The following is a 21,309-nucleotide window of genomic DNA, read 5'->3' on the forward strand; positions in this document are numbered from 1 at the left end:
ACATAAAAATAAGAAAACGATGAAAGCAAATGAAAAACCGTATATGGTTATAATATATTGATTATATGCTATTTGTTCAGCATTTTATTAGCAGATGCTTTCATTTATGCCTGTATGGTGTGAAATCTACTAAATTCTTATCAAGAAAAGCTTGACAAGATAGAGAACATTTCCATTTATGACTGCAAGCAGTTAAGGCAATTACTTTTGAACTCAACAACAACAAAGGAGGAAACTACCTTTCAAGCTGTATGTCGAAAGTATATCTCCGAGCTGGAGGAGGAGGGCAGGAAAAGTTACGCTACCCTGCTGGAACGAAATAGCCGGTACTTTGCAGAATTTATCAAAGGGGACATTCTTCTTTCAGACATAACACCCGTTCTCATTGACGGATATTCCAGATTTCTTAAGGTCAAGAAAGGAGTGGGCGACACAACTCTTGGAATGATGATGTCAAGGACACGAACCATCATCAACAGAGGGGTGAAGCAACAACTTGTGAAGTATGATGTCCATCCGTTCTTAAATTACTCTATCTCGACACCAAATGTTCGGGAAGTGGATTTGCCTATCGGGGTGTTTAACAAGATACGGCTGGCTCATCCGAAGGAGAAGAAGCTTCGGGTGGCACACGACCTGTTTTGCCTTTCTTTCTACCTCGGAGGAATAAACCTCATAGACCTACTTCAAATCAATTTCAAGAACGTGGATGTATTGGAATACGTCAGGACAAAATCAAGGAACACAACACATGGCACGAGGACAATCAGCTTCAGTATTCCTTCTCAAGCAAAGGAAATCATAGATCTATGGATGAACAAAAACACCGGCAGGCTCGACTTCGGATATAAATTCTCTTATCAAAATTTCTCACGTTACTTAACCCGTTCGCTCGCGGCACTGGCCAAGAAGTTGGGGATTACTGAAAAGGTCATCTATTACTCGGCCCGTAAGTCGTTTGCTCAATATGCTTCTGAAATAGGCATTCCTGACGGAATAATAGACTATTGCTTGGGGCATTCGGACAAATCCAAAGGGGTTATTCGCTATTATATCAAAGTTCGGCAAAAACAGGCGGATATGGCAATAGCCCGTGTGATTGACTACGTGGACAACCCGGAGAAGTACAAAGAATACATCGAATTGAGGTCTGATATTATGCTGATGAGAAGGTGAGTGAAAAAAAAGGCGGCCTATTCGGTCGCCTTTACTTTTTCCGGGACTTGTACACTATCCACCCGACAATTATCAAGGCTGCCGTGATGATGATCCCGAACGCCCATCCGCCAAGCTCCAGCTTCATCTGCTGCCAGCGTGTGAGTTCCTTTTCTACAGGATAAGGCACTTTCATCTCCTTAGTAACCGTCACTTCTTTAGACGGCAAATAAACCGTGTCCGTCATCGTCCGCATCTTAGCCAGCAGGTTGCCGAGGCTGTCAATGGTCAGTCGGGCCTGTGCGTTCCTGCTGTTGGCGATGTCCAGCCAGGACAGAACCACTTTTCCGTTTTCATCACATTCAAGTAGGGCACGGATAGTGGCGCTGTCGGGAGGCAGCCGGACTTCCACCAATTTTTCTACCACCACGCTGTCTGCACTGCTTTCGACCGGCACATACTTCACGCTCCGGCAGGAGCACATGACAGTTACCAAAATAAAACAATAAATCCATTTCATAACATAAGCTTTTTGCCTATGCCCGAATTTGGATGCCGCCCGGGCATAAAAAAGGCGGTGAACTTGTGGGACACCGCCTTAAGCAAAATATTAGAATGGTTACTACTCTTTAATCTCAGAATGTTCAGACAAATACATGTCTCGCAGTGGAATACTCAATACAAAGCATACATCTCCAAGCGTTATGTCATATTTTCGGCTACCCATATCCTCGTCAGGAATATCAATGGAAGGAGCATTATACACAAAGTTTTTTATTTCCGAAAACATTGGTTCATTGGTGGAACTGCTGCATGCAATATGAGCCGCATTCTCCACGTCAAGGGCAGTAGAAGGATGTCCATCGTCCATCTTTGCAAATAGAAAGCCTTTATTCTTTTCAAGAAATTCTCTCCCTTTAACTTGCTCAAACAGCCATTCACCCATTTCGTTCAATCTTCTCGGACTCTTTTTCATACTGAATACATTTGCTGAAGTAGGATATTTTTGTATAATCACACTTTTTATTACGGTCAAATCCTCTTTTATATCGGCCATTGTTTTTTCCAGTTCCCCCATTCTACCGTCATGGTCATTGCACGGTAATTGCTCCATCTTCTTTATCTTATAATATAGTGCCGAGCACCACCATACAAGGAAGCCAAAACCAACTACAGCTATGATAATGACTATCACAGATGTTGCCAAATGCTTCATAATAAAATCATTCAAGAAGTCCATCACAATTTATCAGCATTGATTTAACGCTGCAAAATAAGCAAAAAACATTCGCAGTATGCATAATCATAACCGTGTTTAACAACATTAAACAACAAACAATATCTGTTTTGCGGTGTCCCACCAAGTCAAAGAACTCCTTGCAATCCTGCTTGCAACATGGCGGTTTATTCGCTGAATGTTGCAAGCATCGCTTATCATACCATTTTCGTGGCGCCATGAGAATGTTCCTGAAGGTAATCCATCTCCGTCTTATAACTTCAACACCTGCTTCCGGTTCTCCTTCTCACTCCGGTAGCTGACATGTACCCAAGCGAAATCCTTCTCGTCAATGAGCTGGTCGAATGGGAGTCCAAGCGACTGCACTAAGTTGAACAGCCTCCTGTTCTCCTCAAGGCTGCCACCGGTGATGTCTGCGGCTCGCCCCTGCATGTGGTCGCTGGTTGGCGATCCGCCAACAGCCTTGTTAAGCGCCGGGGAGCGGAAGCCGCTGTTGACGTGTATGGGCTTACCGTAGGCTTCGCGCAGCGGGTCAAGTACATGGTTTACCAAGGCTGTAAGATTGGCCACATGCACCTGCTTGCAACGGTTGTCGATTCCCCTTCTGTCAGCAGTAACCGACCTGCATAATTCTGCGATTGTAAAATATCTCATCATCCAGGATTTTAAAAAAGTCAATAATCACTCGGCGGCTTTCTGTTCTCGCAGCCCCGAACCTCGCACTTCTTCACCTCGGCCTCCTTCAGCTGCAACTCCTTCTCGTGGAGAGTGTATATCAGTTCGATCTTCTCGCTCTCCTGTTTGCGCAGCTCTGTATAGAGGGCATCCACTTTCGCATCGCGCTGTGCAAGGCGGGCCTCTAACCAGTCAACCTGCTTGCGCTCGTTCTCGTTCTCGGCGGCATCGGCAGAGGCATCCTGCTTGCGGAACTCGGAGCGGCGGTTCAACCACCACTTGAGCAGCTGCTTTAAGCCCTCGATACCGCCAAGGGCGGTTATCAGCATGACCAAGTCGTTCGTATCCATCTCAATCAATTATTTAGTCCGGCAGAACTTTATTCTGTTTTTGTTTTTACCATGCACGCGGGTTCTTGAATTGTACCCAGACTCCATGATATGTGTAACTTCCTGATTGATAAGCCATATCACGAAAATATACAAATTCCATAGCATCACCTTCACTGTCTATATTAAGTCCTGTTGTTGTGCTGGTAATGTATGTATTGCTATCGGTAAGAAGACATGATGTCCCGTAATTTGTTGTCCACCCTGTAATAACATTATTACTTGTAGTAGGTGTATTCCAATGTGAACTTCCAGCTATTATATGCACTTTATTATTATTGTTTGAGCCTCGCTTAATTTTGATTACATGCCCGTCGTCATAGTGTTCCATAGTAGGAAGTGTGATATAGACATCTCGTGTTCCACCACTATACGCTGTTGTGACATATACACACCCTACATTTCTATCCAAAGTAACTCGTTGATTTGACGCATCTATATATTTTGTCGTTAATGCAAGTCCAGATATACTTCCACCCAAAATAGCTATTGCTACATTATCTTCTCCGTTACGTACATCAACAACTAAACCATAGTTAGTACCTAAATAGCTATTTCCTTTATTTTCAAAACGACCGACTGCTACCTGTCCCCCCACCGCAGGAAGTACGTTGTTACCTATCCCTACAAAAGTTTCGGGGTCTTTTCGCAGGATGATATATGCGTCATTGTCAAATTTGTTATCTTCTGAAATATTAGTAAGTGAGTTACCTACTATACGTAGTCCTCCAATTCGTCCCGAAGTTGCGTTTACCGTCCCCGTAATCGTTGCATTAGTAGCCGTCATGTTGCCAGCACTGTCTACACGAAACGGAGCTGCAGCACGGTTTGCGTATGTCTGACCTGCCCATATCACAGGGTCTGTGTTCTTTGTCTCAATAGCGCACATCCCTGCCGCCACTGTTCCGTTGGCATTCTCTATCTGTATGCGGTTGCCCTGCATGAAGTTGATGAAAGAGTTCTTGCCGAGGATGATGGGCGCCATGATGGCGGAGAAGTTAGACACTTTCTCCCAATACGTAGTGGTTGACCCGTTAGGCTTGTTTGACGTTGACGACGTGTGACTTTGCCTGCATACGTAAGCCTCCCACCCCGAAGCCAGCGCCTTGTTCTGTATGTACACCACATCAACGTATCGGGGCGAAGTCGTCTTGCTTGTCTCGTTTCGGTACGCGATGTTCTCCGCCCATTCGCTTGGCCAAAGGATTACGCCGTCAAGTCCAGCGCTCCCGTCACGTCCCGGAGTGCCCGGATTCCCTTGCGGCCCCTGATTGCCGTCCGCACCGTCCTTTGCCTTTCTTCTTATCAATATATGTCCCTGCGCTTCCATAACGTGTCACCCCAATTTATCCAATACTTCTTTCGCAATTCTCTTCGCCTTCAAACGGTATTCCTGATAGTCGGCGTACTCTTTCAGATATTCGTCCCGCTTGCCTTCGTCAAGCTCCGAAGCCCCGTCACGCGCCATTTCCAAGTTGGCGAAAATGGCATCCCGCTTGTTCGCATCATACCGATCCATGATGATGGCACTCACCATATTGTCATAATCATGCACCCCTTCGACGTCCACGTTCTCGCAGACATACCGGTCTTCGCCATCCGTGTCTTCAGGGCCGTCCGTCCGGGCGGGCTCACACTTTTCAAAGTCAAAGTAAATGCGCAGCAGCGCACATTCAACCACGACTTTTACACCGGTCGGCAGTTCTCCTGCCAGCGTACCATAACATTTCATAAATTACCTCCATTCTTTTATTGTTATTCTTCAAAATAATAAGCACTCTTCCCGTCACCCAGCGGACGACGCTTGACAATCACATCCTCCACCGGAAAAATCTTCTGACCGTTGTTCTCCGCTTCGCGTGCCTGATCCAGCACGTCTTTCAGGTTGTAGCAGTTCGTTATGAATTTGCCCCGCCGCCCGTCCTGCTCGAAGAGCACGCAGTATCTTCCATCGCCCTGTTTCGTCTTTACATCCGTTTCGAAGTCCAGCACCGTGATGGGCACGTTGAGAATGTCCATCAGCCTTGTTTCCCTCACGTCGAAGAACTTCTTTCCGTCCTTCGTTTTTCCACTCTGTCTGATCCCTTTGTCGGCGAAACTCATGTCATTGTTCGTTATTGTTCTCCATAAATTCTTACAGTCTCCCCACTTGCACCAGCCCCAGTACGAGGCCCGTATCTCGCGGTTCCGTTTCCGGCTTTTGACCTGTTTCACCTTGCGCGCGAAGTTCTTTTTCATGCCTTTGCGCAGGCGTACATTGTCTTTCGTGAAGCAGTAGCCGAGGAAGTCAATCCTTCTTCCTCTTGCCCCGCTTTCGCTTCCTATGCTTTTTGTTCCCATTTCTTGTCTCCGTGCCTATCGGAGCGATGCAGCTGTTCGCCTTGACCACCAGCCCGACATTGGCGCTTTCCCGTTCATACGCCCGGATCAGGAAGAGCGCCTCCGACTTCGAGCGGGCCAGCATCACGTTGTCATCACAATACCTGTGCAGGCATTTCACGCGGTACTTTTCCTTCATTACATGGTCTATCCGGCTGGCCGCAAAGTTGCCGATGGGCTGGCTGGTAAACGCTCCAATGGGAACTCCTCTTTTTCCGTTCGACTTCATTTTCCAATATCTTTATTACTTCCGTACCGCTGTCATACGACAGGACGGCGACCTCTATCAGCCTGATGAACCGTTCATCCTTGAATTTCTTTCTCAAGGAGGCGAGGACAAGTTCATGCGGAATGCTCTGATAGAACTTCTTGAAGTCCGTCTTTACGAACCAGGTGTATTCGGAGTACCGTCGGAGGAAGCGTTTCATCCTCCTCACTCCGAAATGCAACCCTTTGCCCTTGATGCAGGCACTCGTGTCGTAAATCAGGCTCTTGTAAAGATCCTCTCCAATCACCCTCATAATCGCATGATGCAAGATCCGCCACGGGAAATATTTCTGCTTGACAATATCCCGAACCTTCCCGGCGTCGCTCCTTAGGCTCATCACGCTATAGTCCGGTGCCGGAAAGTCCAGTGTCAGGATCATCAGCTGCAAAGCCCGCAGGTCTGCTTCGGGGTGCAGGTTATGCCGCCTGATGAAGCGGTTCTTCCTGACCTTCCCGTCCTGTGCCTCCTTGTCCGCCGCGCGCAGATTGTCCATCTCCGCCATGCGTTCGAGGATGTATCCGGCTCTTTTGGGCCTCTTGCCTCCGTTCGCCTCTATCCTCTTCCTGTCGGCGTCTATCCTTTGTGCTATCATCACGTCTATCTCCTCCTGCGTCATGCTTCTCCAATCCATGTCATTCTTATCCATATCCGCTGCCTCCTTGTTTAAAAATTCACGCCATACTTCTTGTCCTGTCTTGTTCAGACCCTTCTGACATTATTCCGTCAACCGCAATCCGTTTCCGCTTGCTTGAATAATCCGCCCGGAGCTTTCGAGAGATACCTACTCGCACCGCTTGCCGCCCTACGCAAAACAGGCGGCCTTTCCGCTTTCTTGATTTTCTGACATCGTGACCGTGCGGCCACTACGTTGCAGCGGCTTGCGCCCTGCAAGGTCATGGTTCGGGGAACTCGCAGATTGCTCTGCGACAGATAAGTATGGCGAGAGCCGATATTCGCATTCGAGTTCGACCAAGCGTTATTCGAGTTCGCATAAGCGAGGCCGCAGTTCGCGCCGTTATTCGCATTACCGCCCCACAAAACCAGCTCTTGTCCCCCTCTGCCAACCGCCCGCGCCTGTCGGCTTTCGCCCGTTGTCCGTTGCCGGACAACGGGAAGGCGGACGGCTTTTTTGATTCATCGAAATTCAAAGAACGAACCGCACAAGACCTGTCACGCGGACATCAGTTGTGCTCCGTTAACAAACGTTAAATCTCCGAAAAACGCAAGGCGAGAGCCGATAAACGCAACCGAGGTCGACCAAGCGTTAGCCGAGTGCGCACAAGCGAGGCCGCAGTCCGCGCCGCCAGACGCACCACCGCCCCACAAAACCAGCTGGCCGTTCGGAGCTGCCCATGAGTAGTCCGCCCAGTACGATGTACTGTTGCCGCCGATCTTTTTCGGAAAGATGTCGAAATGTGCTCCCAAAATCAGTTCCTGCACCTGTCCGCTGGAGGTCAGCCGCTCAGCCGTCCTGTACTCCCCGTTGGGGTGCGATGTCAGCTCCGTGCTGGTCGGCAGGCGGTTTCCCTTGTAAATGAAAATCTCCGTACCGCTTTGGGTGTTGTTCTCAGAGCTGCCGCAATAGACTCCCTGAATCATCTCCCATTGCCAGCCGTAGGGGTCTTCGATGCCCATCAGGTTCACCCGTGAGCAGTCCGTACCGGTGTTTTCTCCATTCACTACGGAGATGCTTACCTTGCCCCAACTGTCGCCGAGGCTCTTGGTTGCCCCGGTCGTCAGTTTTGCGGCTGCATTCCACAAATCCTTATTGACGCTGCCGCACACCCCGTTGCCGAGCTTCGCCTGTATGTTGGTGTCTCCGTATTGCGAGAGTCCCAGTGCAAGGATGAGTTTTCTTTGGTCGTAGTCGGTCAGTCCCCAGTCCTTGCCGTTCGCTTGTGCGGCCGTCCAGAATGCGCTGATGGTCTTGCTGCCTGCCGGTACCACTCCCGAACGTGAGACCAGTGCGCTGCCGTTCATGGAGCCTTTGTATGCCCCGATGCAGTTATACATCCCGCCGTTCGCCCCACCGATATACTCGCCTCCTATCGGCAGCATGGAGAGCCACAGGACAGGCACGCCGCTCACACTGTCCGTCTGCACGCGATAGTAGAGACGCGGCCCGATCCACATCACGTGTCCTTTTGTCTCGTCCACCTGAGTGCCGTCTGCAAACACCGCACTGTTGGTGGGCGACAACTTGGCGGCCCTCCCGTCATTCGTCACGAGATAGCGGCCGCAATAGAGCTTGTATTCCGTCCATGCGGCCGTATTGCCTATCACGCCGTAGCTCGTGCTTGTTTGGATGGACTGTTTGATCGGAATCCCCCAGGCCACCTGTCTCAACATCTGTTCGTCTCCCTGATTGATGGCGTTCATGAAGTTCTCTACGCTGATGCGTCTGACACTGCCTCCGACCTCCACCAGCACCGTGTTGGAGCGCAGGATGGAGGACACCATCGTTTCGTTTCCCAATGCTTTTGTTCCCATAATCTTGTTTTTGTTTGTATGTTAGTCAAAATGGCATTCCGCCAAAACATCTACATCGTATTGCGTGCCGTTTCGGTCCGTCTCCGCGGTTGTCACGGATATGGAGTTCGTGTCGGCATGCTTCAGGCTCTTCCAGTTCTCCTTGTCCATCACGTCCATCGTCCACGATGCGGAGCCGGGTGTATAAGCCGCTCCCGTCGTCATGTTGACAATCTTGGCACTCACGGTGACGGGTTGTCCGGCATCCACCTCCTTGTTCGTGGAGGTTATGTAGCACACAATCTGGAACTCGTCCGCCGTGTCGATGATGCGTACCCCGGCCCGTGCGATCGGTTGTAAGGCGGCTGAAGACGGATAGACTTCTGCGATGAACAGCTGGGTGCCGTCTACGTCACTCCGGTTCACAGTGATTGTTTTCTGCCCGTTCTTATCGCTCCAGGCTGCCGTATCCTTGTACCATTTGACATGGTAGTCGCCCACGGCGTTGGCACCGGCATAGAGCTTGGTTGTCAGGGTGCAGCTTGTCACCGAGCTTGTCAGCTGTTCGGTGCTCGCCAGAATGGCGAGGTAGTAGGAGCTGGCTCCCATGTTCTGGATCGCAATCGGCAGTTCTCCCGTCAGGTTATATTCGACACCGGCCACGGATGCGACACAGGAATAGGTCAGCGTGTCCCCCGCCACGTTCGTCTTGCTCGCCAGGTTGCCGACGATCTTGATGGCGCCGGTAGCGGTCTCCATGGCGAACTTGCCCGTGCTGTCTTTTTTCCATCCCCCGCTTTCCGCTCCGTTGAAGTTCAAGCCCACGCCGTTGTAAGCCCAGCTATGACCCGACAGGCTGACTGTCAGTCCTCGTGCCGAAGTGACCTTGGGTGTCCGCACGGGCTGATTTGCCGCCGTGCTCCAGTCCGGTGAGACCGCCCCGCTGCTTTCGTCCACACCCTGAAACAGGGGAATGCCATTGTTCTCAAAAGTCAGCGTCAGGCTGTCGTTGGAGCGCAGACGCTTGATGGTGATGGTGTTCTGTGCACTATAATTCTCTGCCATAGTCCCATCCTCCCTCTGATATGATTTGATGGATGCGCGTGTCCGTATAGGCGGTTCCGTCCAACGACTGTATTCTCTCTTCCAATTCTCCATTCAGGGAAGGCAGGCACCCGACCTCTTTCTCATTCAGGATGATGGATGCCCCCTTTACCCGGTGCCCCAACAGTCGCACCCCGGCATTCAGGGCCTTTTCCTTGTTTGCTATAATATACCTCATGTCAATTATTTATATAGATGTTTCCGTTGCTGTCCGTATAGTTGTCCGTCGCGTCTGTCAATAGGTAGAAGGCCTTTTTCTGCTCGGCCCGGATGTACACGTCCATCCAGTCGTCAAGGTAAGTGTCGCCGATACCCGATTGATCCAACATTACTACGGTTTTGTCTCCTTCCTGCCATTCCACTCCGGTCTTGTTCGCGCTGTCCGTGTACCATACCATGCGGACAATCGGGGCCGGTATCGGCACAATCTCTCCGTTCCACTGCACCATCGCCACGTTCCTGTGCAGTATCTCGCCAGGGTTGATGGATGCCTGGCTTGCCGGTACGCACGTGAACTTCGGATAGACACGGTTCACGGAGTATTGTTGTCTCGCCACTTCCTTGCCGTCCACCTTGACAAGTATAAGGTAATCGCCTTTCTCCACAAGACGCAAGTCCATCGTAATCCTCGTGGTGGAGATAAGCGTTATCTCATGGTCGGCTGTGGTAAGCGGTGTCTGTGATGTCGTGCTGTTCACCCTGTAAAGCTCGATGGTATACCCTGTCGTTATCTTTTTCGTCCCTTTCGTCACCAGCAGGTCTATGGCGCGCTCGTATGAGTTCTCGTCCAAGGCTGCGCTCCTGCTCGCCTCTGATGCGGTAATAAGTCCGTTCGCTGCCTTGTAATCGTACATAAGGAGCTTGTCAAGAAAGGGATTGTATCGGATAATCTGGCTCTCTCCAATAGACAGGGCATATGTATCTTCGCTCTTGTCCAGCGTGGTCAGCAGGAGGGTGTCCGTCTTGACAGGAATGTTCATTCCCAGCCGGGTATCGGCTATGACGCCCTCGAAATGCAGCTCGAAGCTCTCCCCCGACGCCACATTCCGGCTTATCGTGATGGCCCCGCGTGTATCACCCACCGTGTCGATGCTGTACTTCCCCTCCCACGAAGGGATTTTGGAAAGGTTCGTCCCGTTGGCAAACCAGTTCATGTCAGCCAACAGGGAGTTGGCGTAGGGCCTGTCCCAGCTACCGTCAGCCGCCTTTGCGATGACTTCCGGTAAAATCACTAAGGGCGTGACCACCCGGTCAGGTTCATATTCGTATTCAGCCGCATGATAGACCTGATTGGCAGGGCTGTTGGGCGTGAGTATCTTCAGGCTTACCGCGAGGGTGAGCGGCTGGAACTCTTTTCGGATTCTTTTCTTTTCGCTCTCTATCATATCGTTACTATCGCTTCTGCGGACGCCTCCTCATTCGTTGCCGTTATGGTAAAGAGAGTGCTTACCGCTGTTAATGAATTATTTCCCAAATCGCTCAGTTCCTTCGTGTTGTGTATCGTTATGGAACCGTTGAAGTCCTTGTGCTTTATGTTCCACGCATCATCGTCAGCGGTATCTCCGCTGTCCCTCGTGATAGTCCATTGCTTGACGGTGTCCGTGATGTCCTCCCATCCCTTGAACACCTTGCAGGTGATGTCCATCGACTCACCGTAGGCGAGGAAGTTGTCTCCCTGCGTGTCTATCTCGATGCGTACCGGTGCATCAATCGCCAGCTGTTCGATGGTGCCGGACATGTAGATGTTGTTCAGGTAGGCCGAGTACCCTGTCATATTGAGATCGAACACACTGAGGTTGCTCAGGTCACCGTCCTGCATGCCGATCATGGATTTCGTGAACTCCCAGTCGTTCACTCCGACAAGGAATCGCCTGTACGTCCTCGTCTCGTAGGCGGAGGTCTGTCTGTCCTTGTTGGTGAAGTTGCCATAACCCACGAAGTGCAGGGCCTCGCACGGATGGAAAGAGTATTTCCAGCGGTCGGAGAGGCCTCGCAGCACATAGCGGAACCGTCTGTTCGTGCCGGTATCCAATATCTCTGTGATGCGGAAATAGATGGTGCAGAACCCTGCGAACATACGGTTGCCCCGGCTGTCGTCAACGTCCTCTTGTGCGTTCTCCTCCGGTGTGTCAAAATTGTGGAAATACCCCATGCAGATGTCATCTTCTGCCACCGCACCTATTTCGCCGTCCTGCAGCTTCAGTGTCACCGTACCGGTTCGCAGCGGATGGCCTTCGTCGTCGTAGTCTATCTCCACGCTTTCGATGATGCCTGCACCCGGAGAACGCCATTTGTCGCCCAAGACAATCTCCGCACGGTTGAAGCGAAGCTCCGGCACTTCCAAGAAACGTCTTAAAGTGAGTGCCTCCATTTCTCCGATGCCCTTCTCGTCAATCTTTGCGCCGAAGCCTGTCAGTCCCGAAGCGAAGCCGTCTCTCCCGAAAATCGCTCCACCCAGAAACGACACGAGAAATTCCGTGCTGTCGGGCTGGTCTTTGCGGAGGAACATTTTTAATGCCCGTAATGCGGAAAATGTATTACTATCACTTGGAGCGGTTGAATCATTAACCTTGATAAGATATACTCCTCCTTTTCCGAAATAAGTTTGCCCCTTGTAAGTTAACGACATGACATCACTTTCAATTTCACCGATACGTGAGTAAGGCATGCTTTCACCGATGGTATATACAGGACTGTCCCAAGGAATGTCCAAGTTCATTTCCCAGCCGAGAACACGGGAGATACGCCCGTTTTCAAAGTAAGTGTCATCCATGAGATTGATACGCTGGCCGAACTCGTATGTGCGTGAAATAGGATCTTCATGTACCCAGTCGCTCATCAGTGTAGTAGGATAGGTACCGTCGTCCTTCTTTACCTTGTCTGCGTATTTCTGTGCCTTCTCCTTTAGTTCCTGCTCGGCATCGGGGATATATTGGTCGGAAACCAGTTGAATGTTGAATCCAGAAAGAACATACTTGTCTCCATTTTCCGGCCGGATGATGTCATCAGGTAGAGGACGACCATAGTCTTCGTTCCTAACAATCTCCCAAAGTTGCTCGCCTCGGTTTTCATCCTTAGGTGATGGGTTGAAGATGACGCCGAATATCATTCCGTTCAGCTTACCGGATTGAAAGGTTATTTGAAGTTCTTGTCCTTCGATGATATATTCTTCCTTGAACTCCAGTCCGGTATCTTTATAGCGGTAGTAAGTGACAGTCTCTTTTGTTTCATCCTCATTCTCTACTTCTTCGGTGCGGGTATGTACATCAGAAAGGGTGCCCACCCGTCGAGGATAGACATCATCGAATACCACTATATTCTCAATGGCTTCTTCCTGTGACATACCTTCGTATGCGTCAATGTAGGGTGTATCGGCAGGGAGCATCAAGCGCTTCTGTACGACACCGTTCACCACTGCCTGCTCTTCGGTCGGCCGGTAATTCGTAGGGATATTACGTGTGGAGCCGAACGCATAAATACGTGTGGCATAAGTGCCCCGGCTTTCGCTGCGGGTGATGGCCAACGCTTCGACACCACGCTCGATTTTGACAGCATCGCCGAACTCATTTCTCCCGAAATGAATTACGTTGTTCGTTATCCAGCAATCACAGTTCCACTTGTCTTCACCCGCCATCGAAAACAAAGCGTCCAACAGGTTCATGTTGTCGTAGGTCATTGGCACAGCCTTGTTCTCAATGGTATTGTCTATGTTAAATGTGAATTCTGTTCCTTTATAGGTATATCCCAAGGCTTTCAGATTGCGAAGAAATACGCCTAATTGTATGTCAAGTGATGCGGTGAGTGACCATGAAGCTTCACTGCCGGCTTGTTCTGGGTTGTATTTGAAGATCTTGTTTTTCCACTTCCGGTAGTAGGCTTCCAGCTTTAACTCGTAGTCATATCCTCCAGTGGAAGCGTTATACACGGGCTTCTGCAAATCGGTTATCTCATAGATCTTCGCTAACTTGCCACCCATTGATTCATCAAAAACTCCAGACAAGTCTGCGTAATCGCCTAATTTGAATGGAATAGGAGAGGGTACCGAGAAAGGCAGGGTAATATAGTCCTCTTTCATCAACATAAACTTTCCTTTGGCTCCCTTGTTGATGGGAGTGGAAAATCTTACTTGCCCAGATATGTCTTTGATGTCAATAGTTATCATTGTTGGGTTTCGTACACTTTCATACGATGTCTATGCAAAAGTACTAATAATGTCTGAAAAACAAACGTTTTTATTGCGATTTTCTATTTTCTGGATTGAATTCTTCCAATTTCAGAGTAAATTTTCCTATACCTTGCATGAACTGGCTGAATTGGCTGCACGATTTATATATCATCCGATATATTACATCTTTCTGATAAGAGGTTTTTATTTCCAACGCTCCTTTTTTTAGTTCTTCACAAAAAGAGAGGTATCTTTCAAAGAACTGATCCTTGTGTGTCGCCGTCAGATGGATTTCTAAAGACAAACTTCTTTCATCAACTTTCACATTCTCAGTTATGACCCTTTTCCCATGTTCAAGACGTGACTTATTTTCTATATACTCTTTGTTTGGTGCAGGTGTCATTAGTGCAGATAGTGATGTGTCAGCCATGCTTATTCCCCATGTGTCATAAGCATCTTTCCCGTTAATATAAAGTTCTCCTTTCATAATAAAATTTTTACAGTTCCTCATTGATTATTTCAAAACATCATTTACTTCCATTATAAAGCATTCTTTAAATTAGTATTAATGTCATCAAGTTTTTTTCCAAATCCTTCAAGTATCTTTTTGGCAAATCCAGAAATGTCTTCAAGGTGTCCGTTAGACAAAATCATCAAATTCTTTATTTCAAGAAGGGTTTCGCCACTCCCTTGCGCTGAAACACTTATGGTCTGAAGGACTGTTATGTTTTGGAGTATCTGTAGCCCGACTTCATATAAGGCGGTAAACCGTCCGTTTAATTCGTCGGCAGTGTCCTGCGACATTGCTTGGAAGCCTTTGCCGCTTGCGGACTGGGCGGTTGTTTCCTGTTGTGTCAAGTCTATCCCGGTCTCATTTTTTATTGTCTCTATGATGTTTTTGCCAAGCCCTTCTATTGCAGGCAACTGCGCCTCGGCATTTTCAAGCATCTTTTGGGTAAGCGCAGTAACTCTCCGGTTCAGCTCCACTTCGTCAATCAAGCCGCTCGCATAATCTTCATACGCTTTTGAAATTTGTGACTGGTAGCTTTCGCCTTTCCCCCATACATCTTCATTGTTGAAAATCTTTTCAAGCGTGATGGTACGCAGCATATCAGAAACGATGTCACGGAACGTATCAGAAGCATATTCCCTGAAGCTATCCAAAGCATTCTTCCCGTTGTCAAGCCAACTCCATATGCTATCTACAAAATTATCTACAAGAGGCTCATATAAGGAACTGACATACTCATGCAACTGCTCGATATACTCATCGTACTGCTCACGGAGTTCCATTAAGGCTTCAAGAGTTTCTTTTGTCTGGCCTACAAGTTTGTTTCCATAATTGTCAATAAGCGATTGGGCAAGTTCTTTGTTTACAAGTCCCTTGTCATCGAACAGTTCACCTAAGCCGTTCTTCCTCGCCCATGTAACAAGGTCTTCAGTTTGCTGTGAATGTCCTCCGATTCCGGTTCCCAGGAATCCGCTGCTTGCCTTTCTCGTTTCAATGCGCAAATTATTGATTGCGGCCGTCTGACCCTCTTTGTAGTCTCCCTGCCCCCAAATATTCTTCCAATTATCCCACCAAGAGAGAAGTGACAAATTCCCCATTACCCAGTTTAATGCCCCTGTAAGCCAACCGCCTCCACTCTCATTCTGATAGATGGCTTGTGATTCCCCGGCTTTATCTACGTATGCTTTGTAAACCTCATCATGCAGGGTCTTGTAATCACGGAGACTTTTCAAGTTGTCAGAGGAGAACCAGTTGCTTTCAGCCTGCTGCGCTTCCAAAGTTGCAATGCGGTATTCGTTAACTGCATCGGTAAGCGCATTTATCTCTTTTATCTTTTCTGCGTATGCTTCGTATTGTTTGAAAGCTTTGTTATTGCCCAACTCGCTTATTTTCTGCAATAGCTGTATGGCTGTGGATATAATGCCAAGAATGACAGAGGCTTTTTCTATCGCAGATATTGCGTTTGCTCCTGTCTGAGACACCTTGCCTATACCGTCAATCGTGCTTGTAGCGAACAGTGCCACATCACCCATAAGGGAGATGATCTCGCCTGCCTGCCCGCCTATCACACTTCCGATACCTTTTATCGCATCGACAAGCTCATCCACTTTCTCTCTCGCTGTATTTTCCGCTTTGATGAAATTGTTATTGGCTTTCTGATGTTTGTCTTTGGCGGCATTATATTTGTTCAGCGCATCTGTAGCGGACAGATATGTAGCCTTGATTTTCCCATCTTCTCCAAGGGTGGTTCCCGTAACGATTTTCTTTCCGCTATTTACAGCATTAAGTCGTCTTTCCGCTTCAGCAAGTTCATTTTCTGCCTCTGCAAGCTCTTTCTGACGGTCTGCAAGTGCCTTGAACGGATCACGTGCATCCAGCTCATCCATGATTTCTTGAATCGTGGTCGTATATTCCCGCAAGTCCTCAGGATTAAGCGTTTGCGCGGCCGTCTGCTCGGCGTTCTCTAATTGGGTTAGCAGGGAATTGAGCGTTTCGGAAGAAGTGTTCTTCAAGTCTTCAAAAGCACGGATGTATTCAGGAGACTGTTTCAACACTTCAAAGTCATGCCTTATCAGCTCTTTGCCTTTGTCGGCAATAGCTTTTGAGATAGAGCGGTCAATCTTGGCAACTTCATCGGCATTCCCTTGGGACTCCGCATTATTACGTGCCTTTTGCAGGGTGGCAATATCATCGTTGAACTTCTTCTCAATGGCAAGGCGCTCGTCTGTATATGACCGGTATTTGTCAACAGAAGATTTGTATAAGTCATTGATGCTTTTATCCATGCCCTGAATATTCAGGAAAATCGCCTTGTTTATCTCATCCTGCTGTTCATGCGTCAGCCCGTTTTTATTGACTTCCGTAATCCCTGCTTCTTTGTTCGCCTTGGCCAATTCCATTGCCTTCTTCTCAATGGTTTGTTTCTGCTCCTCATAGTCGGATTTTATCTGTGCCAGTTTCTTTTCTGTCCCATCATCCATGAGGTCAATTTCTTCCTGCTGGTTCTTACGGCGAAGAGAAAGGAGTTGTTCAGAAAGTTGTTCTTGCTGTTTGAGCTGTTCTTCTGCTTGTTTTTTGGCCTCATTAATAGCCTTATCGGATGTTATTCCTCCAAGTGATTCGTATTTCTTCTTTTTATCATCATAATCGGTCTTTGCGTCTTCATATTGTTTTGATGTGAAAGTTTTTTTATCCTTTTCAATCTCTTCAAGTTTCCTTTTAGCTTCTTCCCATGCTTTCTTTGCGGCATCATAATCTTTCTGGTAATTTGACTCTTCATCTATGACTTGTTTGTTTTGACTGGTTGCCTGTGGAGATGTGTCAGAAATTCCAAACCGCTCTTTGGCAAGCTTATCGAGCTTTTCTGTTGCATTGATTGCACTGCTGATCTTAATAATATAGGATTCAATAGATCGATTTACTAAAAAACCACCTTCCCCTGCAACCTTATCAAGTATAGTTTGCGTTTCATTATCAAGCCCGCTCAGTTTTGATAATCCATTTATTGATTTTACATTTCCGCTTAAAACGGAATTTCTTATTTTGGTATAAAATTTTGCCCCTTGTTCTTCACCGAGCTTCTGAATAAGTCTTTCTTGGATTTTAGAGAGATTGTCAGATATTAAGCTATCAAGTTCTTCCTGTTGTTCTCCTTTAAACTTTTCATATTGTCTGGCTCCAAAAGACTTGGTGATTGCCTCGGTTAATTTTAAATAAGCCTGTTCGGTAAGTCCAACCTTTTCTATTTCTTCATCCAAGCCATCATAGTACTTAGAGTAACCTTTTACAATTTTATCTTTAACATCATTGTATTCGTCAGTCCCCTTTGTCAATGCAGATAGCTCACCTTTCAATTTTGCGAGTTCACGTTGTTCTGACAAGGAAGCTTTTTCTGCATCTTTTATAGCATCATTCAATTTCGATTGAGCTTTCTCTGCATCGGTTTGGTACGTAGCAAGCTTATATATCCCATATCCAAGAGCGGTAACAGCGGCTGCAACCAATACATAAGGATTAGCCATCAACGCTTTGTTCAAAGCAAGCGTTTTAGCTTTCAGAACTTCTGTCACAGCCTGCATTTTTGTCAATCCTGCCATGTACGCCAATGTGGATTGATAGCGTAAATTTTCAATGGCACTCAGTGAAATCAATACAGCCTTGTAAGCTCCATACGACCCAACAAGTTCAATAATGATTTTCCCGATTGCTTCATAGTTCTCTACAAGATATGACACGCCGGATAAAGCTTTGTTGATAAATCCTTCATTGGTCTTTCCGATGTTATTGAACATAGTGTCAATGGCATCCTCGATATTTGCTATCTGCCCGGCAATGGTTTTAGATTGTGCTTCCATCAGGCCACCGAACTTTCCACCTTCGTTTGTCAGGCTTTCTATCACTTTCTGAACTTCAGGGAAACCAACTTTACCGGCTTCAACCAAGCTCTTCACTTCGCTTTCAGCTACTCCGAACTGTTTTGCAAGTTCCTGTATCATAGGAATACCACGACCTGTGAATTGGTTCAAATCAGCTGTATAAAGTCGTCCTTGTGCCCTTGTCGTACCATACAAATATACCAAATCACCAAGCGGAATGCTCAATCCGGCAGCAATATCACCAAGCCGGATAAGCGTTTTGTTTACATCTTCGGCTGCGACACCGTATGCAAGCAAAGACTTGGCACCATTAGCGACACCCTGCAAATCAAATGGAGTAGTGGCAGCTGTCTTCACCATTTGTGCCATAAGTTTTTCAGCTTGCTCTTTACTTCCAAGCATGGTCGTAAAAGCTACTTCAAGTTTCTGGAACTCCCCACGGATTTGTACAGCTTTCGATATGAATTCTTTTGCAGAAAAGCCGACGCCAATTGCTGCAGCAGACCTTGCAAGGCGATTGAACAACTCTTCGATATTTCCACCCTCTTTTTCTACGGTCTTCGATACAGACTTAACGCCATTTTCTGTTTCTCGCAGTTTGCGTAGCAAATTAGTATTATCACCGGTAATGTCAAAATGCAATCCTGCCATAGTCTTTTCGTACTTAGATTAGTTGCGTACAACATCATACGCTTTTGCAAAGTTAGAAAAAATATACTTCTATCAATGAAAATCATAGTAAGATAAATTCCAAAATATTCTTGATATTTTATTTTGCTGCCAATTATATAAATTAATATATTTGTGCCGTTATATTATAGCAGATAATAAATATGGATTTTAAAGACGTAATATTGCAATTATCAGATAAGATATCGAAGCAAATAGATGGAATATCTACAGAAGAGGCTACAAAGACAGCTTTTATTATGCCGATGATTTCTGCACTTGGGTATGATGTGTTCAATCCTTTTGAGGTAATGCCGGAAATGGACTGCGACCTTGCAAAGAGGGGTGAAAAGATAGACTATGCTATTATGAAAGATGGGAAGCCGATTATTCTTATTGAATGCAAACATTGCAAACAGAACTTAACTCTGCATAATACGCAGCTTGCAAGATATTACATTGCTTCAAATGCTCGTTTTGGAATACTGACAAACGGAATAGAATACCGTTTTTACACAGACATTCATAAAGTGAATGTAATGGATGAAAATCCTTTCATGGTGATAAATATGCTTGGTCTGTCAGACACCGACATAGAACAATTAAAGAGTTTCCACAAATCGTATTTCGATGAGAAAGCGATATTAAGTACAGCACAGGAATTACAGATCACCATTCAGGTAAAAAAATTGCTTGAACAGAATTTCAAACAACCGGGAGATGAATTTACAAGATATTTTGTCCGCTGTTTGAATGATTGGAAGTCAAATCAAAAACTGATAGAACAGTATAAGCCAATTATCAAAAAGACTATCGCATCTGTTATTGGGGATATGATTTCTGATAGACTTTCTACAGCTATGAAAGTAGAAGAAAGTGAGCCGTCAGGAACAGATGGGAATGTGGCAATAGATGGAACGCGTGGAGTTGTTACAACACAGGAAGAAATAGACGCTTACCATATTGTCAGAGATATTTTAAAGCAATATACGAAAGAAGAACGTATTCAATATAGAGACTTCAAAAGCTATTTTGCCATTAATCTTGACGGGATATTCTGGCACTGGATATGCAGGCTATCATTGAAGCCATATAGTAAACGCATGGGCATTCCGATTAACGGTTATGGTAGCTGCGAATGGATTAAACTTGACACTATAGAAGATATACGCAAGCATCAAGACAAGCTAAAGATTGGACTTGATGTAGCACTGGCGGCAAACGAATAGGAACAGAACTAACATCAAATAATATTTGAATATGAATAAGATTTTACTTGTCTTACTTGTGATTGTTTTATCAATGTCTGGATGCACTCATAAAACAGACATACGTAATACAAAGTGGCAGTCTATTGACTCTTTAAATTTGATTGAATTTTAGAGATTCAACATGTTTATTTGTAGATATATCAGAATACACCGGTTATAAGGATTCGATATGGGCTGAATACACAAATATACAAGATACGATTACTTTTATTCCATTACAAGAATATATCACTTTTGATGCTCGTTTCCTTGTAACTGATAGCGGTTTAGTAAATCTAAACAGCCGTATAGTCGTTGCTAATAGAATTGAGTAATGTCCTATTTTTAATATTTATCGGGGATAACAAAAGTGTTTCCCCGATATTTTTTTGCCTTATATGTTCTATTATTAAGAGCCTCCTTTCAGCAAACTTAGTATTAGTTCGCGATTCTTAGGATCGTCAGCATTGATGATTTCCTGATTATCAACAATGCCAAGCTTCTTCCTTTCTTCGGGCGACAAGTAAATGGATGTGATGGAGTCGGTCATCAACATTTGGAGGTTGGCGTAACTGATACCCCAGACTACGTATTCCATACTCCATCCATATCGTTGACAGGCCCAGTCGATAATGGTACCATAGGTACTCTTCCCGCAGAAAGAAAGGTTGCCGGTGTTATTCTTTATCGCCATTACTCGTTTGCGCTCCGCATGTTCTTTATCCAATCCAAGGTGAATGATATATTCTGGCACATTTTCATGGTTGAGCGTAATGACCAGAAGCTGCGCAAGTTCTTCATTATTAAGGCTATTTTGGAACAGGTCTGCACGTTTGCTTACTTTCTCTTCATTTTGGATGTCACATTTTCGTTTTAAGCTATGATAGGCCAGTATTCTACATACAAGTTCTTTCTTGTCTGATGCGAGCCTATATGCTTCAAGATACGGATTGGATGATAGAATTTGTTTATTCACTCCGAGGCTATTTGTGAGGCGTGAAAGTAAATAGATCTTTCCGAGAGTAGGCGGGTACAGATAGAAACGTTCTCGACCGATGCAAAAACTTACAGGCTTCTCCATGATGGTGTCGGCGATGTTCATTTCAATGGTTTCTTTGTCATCCATTTCTTTCATACGGTTGGCATAAAAAAACACGTGGGTA

The 21,309-nt window shown here is 46.4% G+C and carries 19 protein-coding genes; 2 read left to right on the forward strand and 17 right to left on the reverse strand.

Translation table 11 applies throughout. The features are described 5' to 3' along the window. The first annotated feature begins 207 nt into the window (after positions 1-207). Positions 208-1,176, forward strand: a complete 969-nt coding sequence (locus tag Q0Z70_RS02150) for a site-specific integrase (RefSeq protein WP_298072201.1) — start codon at positions 208-210, stop codon at positions 1,174-1,176. A gap of 31 nt (positions 1,177-1,207) precedes the next feature. Here the strand turns inward: Q0Z70_RS02150 and Q0Z70_RS02155 are convergent, their stop codons facing one another. The 16 genes from Q0Z70_RS02155 to Q0Z70_RS02230 all read right to left on the reverse strand — a co-directional run bounded on the left by Q0Z70_RS02155 (position 1,208) and on the right by Q0Z70_RS02230 (position 18,878). Next, positions 1,208-1,675 (reverse strand): hypothetical protein, encoded by a 468-nt coding sequence (locus Q0Z70_RS02155; RefSeq protein ID WP_298072203.1) that lies wholly within the window; start codon positions 1,673-1,675, stop codon positions 1,208-1,210. 102 nt (positions 1,676-1,777) lie between these two features. After that, positions 1,778-2,398, reverse strand: a complete 621-nt coding sequence (locus Q0Z70_RS02160) for a hypothetical protein (protein ID WP_298072205.1) — start codon at positions 2,396-2,398, stop codon at positions 1,778-1,780. A gap of 246 nt (positions 2,399-2,644) precedes the next feature. Further along, positions 2,645-3,046 carry a D-Ala-D-Ala carboxypeptidase family metallohydrolase gene (locus Q0Z70_RS02165; RefSeq protein WP_298072379.1) on the reverse strand — a complete coding sequence of 134 codons (402 nt, stop codon included), beginning with the start codon at positions 3,044-3,046 and terminating at the stop codon, positions 2,645-2,647. A gap of 20 nt (positions 3,047-3,066) precedes the next feature. Then, positions 3,067-3,417, reverse strand: coding sequence for a hypothetical protein (locus Q0Z70_RS02170; protein ID WP_298072207.1), 351 nt, complete (start codon positions 3,415-3,417; stop codon positions 3,067-3,069). 46 nt (positions 3,418-3,463) lie between these two features. Next, positions 3,464-4,786 carry a collagen-like protein gene (locus Q0Z70_RS02175; protein WP_298072209.1) on the reverse strand — a complete coding sequence of 441 codons (1,323 nt, stop codon included), beginning with the start codon at positions 4,784-4,786 and terminating at the stop codon, positions 3,464-3,466. 6 nt (positions 4,787-4,792) lie between these two features. Further along, positions 4,793-5,188: a hypothetical protein gene (locus Q0Z70_RS02180; RefSeq protein WP_298072211.1), complete on the reverse strand. Its 396-nt coding sequence runs from the start codon at positions 5,186-5,188 to the stop codon at positions 4,793-4,795. A gap of 23 nt (positions 5,189-5,211) precedes the next feature. After that, positions 5,212-5,796, reverse strand: coding sequence for a hypothetical protein (locus tag Q0Z70_RS02185; protein WP_298072213.1), 585 nt, complete (start codon positions 5,794-5,796; stop codon positions 5,212-5,214). Beyond that, positions 5,744-5,974: a hypothetical protein gene (locus Q0Z70_RS02190; RefSeq protein ID WP_298072215.1), complete on the reverse strand. Its 231-nt coding sequence runs from the start codon at positions 5,972-5,974 to the stop codon at positions 5,744-5,746. The genes Q0Z70_RS02185 and Q0Z70_RS02190 overlap by 53 nt, the downstream gene beginning before the upstream one ends. Continuing rightward, positions 5,931-6,749, reverse strand: a complete 819-nt coding sequence (locus Q0Z70_RS02195; RefSeq protein WP_298072217.1) for a reverse transcriptase — start codon at positions 6,747-6,749, stop codon at positions 5,931-5,933. Before Q0Z70_RS02195 ends, Q0Z70_RS02190 begins: the two co-directional genes overlap by 44 nt. A gap of 524 nt (positions 6,750-7,273) precedes the next feature. Then, positions 7,274-8,593: a hypothetical protein gene (locus Q0Z70_RS02200; protein ID WP_298072219.1), complete on the reverse strand. Its 1,320-nt coding sequence runs from the start codon at positions 8,591-8,593 to the stop codon at positions 7,274-7,276. 21 nt (positions 8,594-8,614) lie between these two features. Next, positions 8,615-9,637: a hypothetical protein gene (locus tag Q0Z70_RS02205; protein WP_298072221.1), complete on the reverse strand. Its 1,023-nt coding sequence runs from the start codon at positions 9,635-9,637 to the stop codon at positions 8,615-8,617. Then, positions 9,621-9,854, reverse strand: coding sequence for a hypothetical protein (locus tag Q0Z70_RS02210; RefSeq protein ID WP_298072223.1), 234 nt, complete (start codon positions 9,852-9,854; stop codon positions 9,621-9,623). Before Q0Z70_RS02210 ends, Q0Z70_RS02205 begins: the two co-directional genes overlap by 17 nt. 1 nt (position 9,855) lies before the next feature. Further along, a complete protein-coding gene (locus Q0Z70_RS02215; protein ID WP_298072225.1) occupies positions 9,856-11,061 on the reverse strand; it encodes a hypothetical protein in 1,206 nt (401 codons plus the stop codon). After that, a complete protein-coding gene (locus Q0Z70_RS02220; RefSeq protein WP_298072227.1) occupies positions 11,058-13,838 on the reverse strand; it encodes a hypothetical protein in 2,781 nt (926 codons plus the stop codon). Before Q0Z70_RS02220 ends, Q0Z70_RS02215 begins: the two co-directional genes overlap by 4 nt. Before the next feature lie 70 nt (positions 13,839-13,908). Continuing rightward, positions 13,909-14,328 (reverse strand): hypothetical protein, encoded by a 420-nt coding sequence (locus Q0Z70_RS02225; RefSeq protein WP_298072229.1) that lies wholly within the window; start codon positions 14,326-14,328, stop codon positions 13,909-13,911. Positions 14,329-14,381: 53 nt separating this feature from the next. Further along, the gene (locus Q0Z70_RS02230) at positions 14,382-18,878 is read right to left on the reverse strand and encodes a tape measure protein (protein WP_298072231.1); all 4,497 of its coding nucleotides are present in this window, start codon (positions 18,876-18,878) and stop codon (positions 14,382-14,384) included. A 182-nt stretch (positions 18,879-19,060) separates the two neighbouring features. On the opposite strand from Q0Z70_RS02230, the gene Q0Z70_RS02235 reads away from it, so the two are divergent. Then, positions 19,061-20,125, forward strand: a complete 1,065-nt coding sequence (locus Q0Z70_RS02235) for a type I restriction endonuclease (RefSeq protein ID WP_298072233.1) — start codon at positions 19,061-19,063, stop codon at positions 20,123-20,125. 430 nt (positions 20,126-20,555) lie between these two features. On the opposite strand, the gene Q0Z70_RS02240 is transcribed toward Q0Z70_RS02235, so the two are convergent. Then, on the reverse strand, positions 20,556-21,272 hold the full coding sequence (locus Q0Z70_RS02240; protein ID WP_298072235.1) for a hypothetical protein: 717 nt from the start codon (positions 21,270-21,272) through the stop codon (positions 20,556-20,558). Positions 21,273-21,309 lie beyond the last annotated feature (37 nt).

Origin of the sequence: uncultured Bacteroides sp. (assembly GCF_947632445.1) — a bacterium.
Taxonomy (GTDB): Bacteria; Bacteroidota; Bacteroidia; order Bacteroidales; family Bacteroidaceae; genus Bacteroides.